The following is a 6,001-nucleotide window of genomic DNA, read 5'->3' as shown; positions in this document are numbered from 1 at the left end:
ACTGCAGGGGGGACCCTGTGGGAGAGTAGGACGCCGCCGAACAATCATTGTGGGAAAGCCCCGCACCTCATGGTGCGGGGCTTTTCTGCGTTCACGGGCCCTTTCGGGCCCCGCTTCCTCAGGTCGTCGGGGTGACCAGCTGGGAGTCGTACGCCAGGATCACCGCCTGGACGCGGTCCCGGGCGCCCGTCTTGGCGAGGATGCGGCCCACGTGCGTTTTCACCGTGGACTCCGCCAGGTGGAGGCGTTCCGCGATCTCGGTGTTCGTCCAGCCCTGGCCGATGACCGTGAGGATCTCGCGTTCCCGGCCCGTCAGGGAGGTCAGCCGGGGGTCCTCCGGCCGGGCGGCCGTCGTGGCAGCCGGCGGCAGGTGGTGGATATAGGCGTCCAGGAGCCGGCGGGTGAGGCTCGGGGCGACGACGGCGTCCCCGCTCGCCACCGCGCGGATACCCGCGAGGAGTTCCTCCGGCTGGGCGTCCTTCACCAGGAAGCCGCTCGCGCCGGCGCGGAGACCGTCGTACGCGTACTCGTCCAGGTCGAAGGTGGTGACGATCAGGATCCGGGTGCGGTCGCCGGCGGCGATGATGCGGCGGGTGGCCTCGATGCCGTCGAGGCCGGGCATCCGGATGTCCATCAGGACGACGTCCGGGTGGAAGCGGTCGACCAGGCGGATCGCCTCCGAGCCGTTCGACGCCTCGCCGACGACGGTCATGTCGTCCTGGCTCTCAAGGAGCATGCGGAAGCCGAAACGCTGCATCGGCTGGTCGTCCACGATGAGAACGGTCGTCACGAGGGGGAGCCCTCCCGGGGGAGTCGGAGTCGGACGGCCCAGCCGCCGGTCGGCAGTGGGCCGCAGTCGAGTGTGCCGTCGTAGAGGGCCGCGCGCTCGCGCATTCCCGTGAGGCCCTGTCCCTGGCCCGGGGGCGCTTTCGCTGTTCCCGTGTCGGTGATCTCCACGCGTACCTCCGCGGGCGTGCTGGTCAGGAGGACGGTCGCCTTCGCCCCCTGGCCCGCGTGCTTGAGCGTGTTCGTCAGGGCTTCCTGGACCACCCGGTAGACCGTCAGCTGGGCGCCCGGCGCGAGGGGTTGGGCGGTCGGCTCGTCACGGATGTCGAGGAGTACGGGCAGGCCGGCCTTTCGTACGCCGGTGATCAGGGTGTCCAGGTCGGCCAGGGTGGGCTGGGGGTCGCGTACCGCTTCCCGCTCGTCGTCGCGGAGGACGCCGAGGAGACGGCGGAGTTCCCCGAGCGCCTCGCGGCTCGTCGTACCGATGGCGTCGAGGGCCTGGGCGGCGCGCTCGGGGTTCTTCGCCGCCGCGTACCGGCCGCCGTCCGCGAGGCCGGTGATGACCGAGAGGTTGTGGCCGATGATGTCGTGCATCTCGCGGGCGATCCGGGTGCGTTCTGCCGCGGCGGCGAGCCGGACCTCCTGGTCGCGTTCGATCTCCAGGCGGCGGGCCCGGTCGACGAGGCCCGCCGTGTGGTCCCGGCGTGCGCGGACCGCGATGCCGAGGAGGGCGACGAGGGCGTACGCCCACAGGACGGGGATCACGCGCTGGTCCCAGGTCTCCCGGGAGAAGCGCAGCGCGCCCGTCACGAGGGGCGGCGCGATGAGCGCCAGGGACCACAGGAGCGCGCGGGGCGGGCGGACCAGCGCGAGATGGAAGACGGGGAGCATCTGGAGGTACGAGGCCTGCAGGAAGGCGCCCGAGGCGTCGCTCGCGAGGGAGGCGCAGGCCATCACCGCGAGGGCGGCCATGGGGTGACGGCGGCGCCAGTACAGCGGCAGGGTGAAGCCCAGGCTGAGGGCGGTCACGAACCAGGTGGGCAGGGACGGCTCCGGGGCCGTGTTCCGCCAGCCGCCTGCCGCGTCCACGAGGGCCGCCACCGCCCAGGTGAGGGTGACGGTGGCGTCCCAGACCCAGGGGTGCCGGGTGTCGAAGGCCCGGAGCCGGGTCAGGAGGCGCTGGACGTGCCGGCTGAGGCCCGTCGGACCGGTCGTCTGCGGCTGCTCCTCCGTGATCACCCGGTCATCATCCTCATACGTCGCGGCGGTTGAGCAACAGGGCGGGGACGGCGAGGGCCGCGGCCGCCCAGAGGAGCAGGGCGAGCAGGGCGGTGCCGGGGGAGACCGCTCCCGGCAGGGGCGTCGCGGATCCGAGGGCGCCGGCCGCCTGGGTGGGGAAGTACCGGACGGCGGTGTCCATCGCCTCGTACGGGAGCATGCCGAGGATCTCGGGGACGATCAGGACTCCGCCGACGAACGCGCCGATCGCGCCGGGCACCGAGCGGAGGGTGGCGCCGAGACCGAGGGCGATGACGCCGAGGAGGGTGACGCCGGCGGCGTTGCCCGCGACGGCGGCGAGGACGCCGTCGTCGGTGAGGGAGGCGGCCTGGTCGGTGCCGGAGAGGAAGACCTGGGCCGTGAGGAACGTCAGCATGGCGGTGACGAAGGAGAGGACGAGGACGACGGTCGTGTAGACCGCTGCCTTGGCCCCCAGGACGGGGAGGCGGCGGGGGACGGCGGTGAGGGTGGCGCGGATCATTCCCGTCGCGTACTCGCCCGCCGTGACGAGGATGCCGAGGACGGCGAGGGCGATGCCGCCGAGCTGGGAGCCGTACAGGGTGAGGACGACGGTGTCGACGTCGGAGTCGCCGCCGTCGGAGGTGTAGGTGGCGCCCATGAGGATGCCGACACCGAGGACGAGCGTGGTGGCGGTGAGGACGGTGATCCAGGTGGAGCGGACCGTCCACAGTTTGTGCCACTCCGAGCGGAGTACGCGCGCGTGGGTGAGGGTCGGGGTGGTCATGCGGGGGCTCCCTGGTATTCGACGGAGTCGTGGGTGAGGGCCATGAACGCCTGCTCCAGGGACGGGGCCTGGGGGGTGAGTTCGTGGAGGGGGACGCCGTGGGCGGCGGCGGCGCGGCCGATCTCCGGTGCCTCCGGGCCGGTGACCAGGAGGGTGTCGGGGGCCTCCACGGTGATTCCGGCGCCCGGCAGCAGGGTGCGCAGCCGGTCGGCCTCGGGAGTGACGACCTTGACGGAGGCGCCGCCCGAGGTGCGGACGAGCTCGTCGACCGTGGTGTCGGCGAGGAGACGGCCTTTGCCGATGACGATGAGGTGGTCGGCGGTGAGCGCCATCTCGCTCATGAGGTGGGAGGAGACGAGGACCGTACGGCCCTCGGCCGCCAGGGACTTGAGGAGGGTGCGGATCCAGAGCACGCCCTCGGGGTCGAGGCCGTTGACCGGTTCGTCGAGGACGACGGTGGCCGGGTCGCCGAGGAGGGCGGCGGCGATGCCGAGGCGCTGGCCCATGCCGAGGGAGAAGCCCTTCACGCGCTTGTGGGCGACGTGGGTGAGGCCGGTGAGGGCGAGGACCCGCTCCACGCGGGCGCGGGGGATGCCGTGGGTGTGGGCGAGGGCCATGAGGTGGTGGTGGGCGGAGCGGCCGGGGTGGAGCGAACGTGCTTCGAGGAGGGCGCCGACCTGGGTGAGGGGCGCGCGGTGGGCCGCGTAGGGGCGGTCCCCGATGGTCGCGTGGCCGCGGGTGGGGGCGTCGAGGCCGAGGATCATGCGGAGGGTGGTGGACTTGCCGGCTCCGTTGGGGCCGAGGAAGCCGGTGACGGCGCCGGGGCGGACGGTGAAACTGAGGTCCTCGACGACGGTCGTGTCCCCGTACCGCTTGGTCAGGTTCTCTGCTCGGATCATGCTTCGACGGTAGGGAGCGGGCGGCGGGGGGACGTCCGACCGGGGGCGGGAGGCGGGCGGGGGGCGTAGTACCTGGGTACGACGGGGGAAAAGGCGTTGTCATGGAGGGAGGCGCTGGTCAGGATCGCGGCATGGACTATTTGATACGCACTGTTCGCGCCGACGAGTGGGAGAAGGCCCGGGAGTTGCGGCTTGCGGCGCTTCAGGACCCGGTCGCGCACCTCGCCTTCCTGGATACGTACGAGGCTGCCGTGCAGCGGCCGGACTCCTTCTGGCGGGAGCGGACCGAGGGAGCGTCGGAGGACGGGCCCGGCGCGATGCGCCAGTTCGTCGCGGAGGCGCCGGACGGGCGATGGGTGGGCACGGCGCTGGTGCTGGTGGAGCGGGCCGGGGCCGAGCTGATCTTCGGAGCTTCCCCCGAGGTCGAACAGACGCATGTCGTCGGGGTGTTCGTGCGGGAGGAGGCGCGTGGTTCCGGAGTGATCGACGCGCTGTTCGAGGCGGCGGCGGAGTGGTCCTGGTCGCTGGCGGATCCGCGGATCGAGCGGGTGCGGTTGTACGTGCACGCCGAGAACACGCGGGCGCAGGCGGTGTACCGGCGGCTCGGATACACGGCGACCGGTGTCCGGGTCGCCGTGCCCGGCAGCGAGGACGACGTCGAGCTGGAGTACGAGCTGCCGCGGCCGGCCTGATCGGGCGGGTGCGGTCAGCGGCTGAGTGAGGTCTCCGGCCAGCGGGATCTGGCCTGCTCGACCGAGCGCATCAGGGCGAGGGTCGGGAGGCCCTGGGTGTGGCCGGTGGCGAGGAGCTCGGGGAGCTGGGGGAGCGGGGCCACGGCGGCGACGTCGTCGAGGACGAGTGTCAGTGGTGGGTCGAGCCGACCGTCGGATGACCGTGCGGCCATGCGGCGGCCGTGCTCGACCACGCTTGCGGCGAGTGCCGTCAGGAGCGGCATGGCGCCGGGGTGGGTGCGGGGATCCTCGATCGGTTCCCCCACCAGGTAGAGGGTGCCCCCTTCGGGGAGGAAAGATGCCAGCGCCAGCGAATCCGTTCGATTCGGGGTGCAGGCCTCTCTGATGTGGATCGAGGAGAGCGCGGCGAGGGCACGGGCCGTCAGTTCCTGTGCCATGCGACGGCTTTCGGGGTGTGCTGTCAGGGCCGACTCCAGGAGGCCGGCGTGGCCGGAGGCGGCCTTGGGGTGGCTGCGGAGGATCCGTACCGGCTCGTGGGCGCCGGTGCCCTGCGCCCAGCGGTGGACCTGGCGGAAGGGGCGCCCGTCGACGGCGGCGGCGTGCAGCCAGCAGCGCAGGAGCGTTTCCGCGGTGTCGGCGGTGGCCGCGTCGAGGCGGGAGTGCGGGCGTACGGGGGCGAGCAGGGCGGCGGCCCGTTCCTGCGCGGTGTCCGGGTTCTCGCAGCCGTCCGACGGGGACCAGTGGAGGCGGGCCGGGGTGTCGCAGAGGTGTCCGGGGTCGTGGAGGAGGACGGGGCCGAGCTTGCCGCGCGCGTCCTTGGTGGCGGACCAGACGGCCGGGTCGGAGGTGATGGCGAGGACTGGGCCCTCGGCGTCCAGGATCGCCTGGACGGCGGCGGGGCGGCGGGCCTCCGGGGGGCCGTAGAGGGTGCGGGGGGTTCCCGTGGGGGCGGGAGCGGGCGGTGTCGGGGTGGTTGCCGGGGCCGGGTCAGGGGCCGGCTCCGGTGCGTCCGCCGTGGCGGGGCGTCGGGGGGCGGGGGGAGTGGCCTTCCGCAGGGGCTCCTCGCGTAGGGGCTCCTCGTAGGTGGGCTTCTCGTCGGTGGGCTTCTCGTACGTGGGCCTCTCGTACTTGGGCTTCCCGGGTACGGGTTCCTCGTCCGTCGGTTTCGGGGTCTGCCGTACGGGCTCCTCGTGCGCGAGCTCCCGGGTGTCCCGTACCGGCTCCCGGCTCGTCCCGTACGCACCCGCCTTCCTGTTCGCCCGTACCGCTCGCCAGCGGGCGATCGTGCCCAGGGCGAAGACCGCGAGGACGAGGACGATCATCGCCTCGCCGATCAGCAGGCCCCAGAAGAGCCCGTACCCCGAGAGCTGTCCCGGCGGTGTGGCCGGCCAGGCCGCCGGGAGGTCCGTCGGGGCGGTGACCAGGGAGCGGAGGGCGGACGGCGTGCCCGTGAGGGTGATGCCGTCCGGCCAGGCGCCGTGGGAGAGGAGGCCGGCCAGGCCCGTCGCCGCCCACACCAGCACCGTGAGGCAGAGGAGGAGGCCGAAGAGGCTGAGCAGCAGCCCGTCGGAGACTCCTCCTCCCTTCTGTGGAGTGTCCAT

6 protein-coding genes are annotated in these 6,001 nt (G+C 73.0%); 1 reads left to right on the top strand and 5 read right to left on the bottom strand.

Annotated features, from left to right (window positions below):
• Positions 1-118 precede the first annotated feature (118 nt).
• The 4 genes from ACFVYX_RS29915 to ACFVYX_RS29900 are packed head-to-tail and all read right to left on the bottom strand — an operon-like array spanning position 119 to position 3,708.
• Positions 119-790: a response regulator gene (locus tag ACFVYX_RS29915; RefSeq protein WP_389684607.1), complete on the bottom strand. Its 672-nt coding sequence runs from the start codon at positions 788-790 to the stop codon at positions 119-121.
• On the bottom strand, positions 787-2,025 hold the full coding sequence (locus ACFVYX_RS29910) for a sensor histidine kinase (RefSeq protein ID WP_389684606.1): 1,239 nt from the start codon (positions 2,023-2,025) through the stop codon (positions 787-789). The genes ACFVYX_RS29915 and ACFVYX_RS29910 overlap by 4 nt, the downstream gene beginning before the upstream one ends.
• 13 nt (positions 2,026-2,038) lie before the next feature.
• Entirely contained in the window at positions 2,039-2,809 is a 771-nt protein-coding gene (locus ACFVYX_RS29905; protein ID WP_389684605.1) for an ABC transporter permease, read from the bottom strand.
• On the bottom strand, positions 2,806-3,708 hold the full coding sequence (locus ACFVYX_RS29900; protein ID WP_389684604.1) for an ABC transporter ATP-binding protein: 903 nt from the start codon (positions 3,706-3,708) through the stop codon (positions 2,806-2,808). Before ACFVYX_RS29900 ends, ACFVYX_RS29905 begins: the two co-directional genes overlap by 4 nt.
• Before the next feature lie 131 nt (positions 3,709-3,839).
• Here ACFVYX_RS29900 and ACFVYX_RS29895 point away from each other — a divergent pair, with 131 nt between their 5' ends.
• Positions 3,840-4,400, top strand: coding sequence for a GNAT family N-acetyltransferase (locus ACFVYX_RS29895; protein ID WP_389684603.1), 561 nt, complete (start codon positions 3,840-3,842; stop codon positions 4,398-4,400).
• A 14-nt stretch (positions 4,401-4,414) separates the two neighbouring features.
• Here ACFVYX_RS29895 and ACFVYX_RS29890 read toward each other — a convergent pair whose 3' ends face one another.
• Positions 4,415-6,001, bottom strand: a complete 1,587-nt coding sequence (locus ACFVYX_RS29890) for a type VI secretion protein (protein ID WP_389684602.1) — start codon at positions 5,999-6,001, stop codon at positions 4,415-4,417.

The sequence above is a fragment of the Streptomyces sp. NPDC058326 genome (assembly GCF_042879855.1).
Taxonomy (GTDB): domain Bacteria; phylum Actinomycetota; class Actinomycetes; order Streptomycetales; family Streptomycetaceae; genus Streptomyces.
This window is presented reverse-complemented; position numbering and strand designations above follow the sequence as displayed.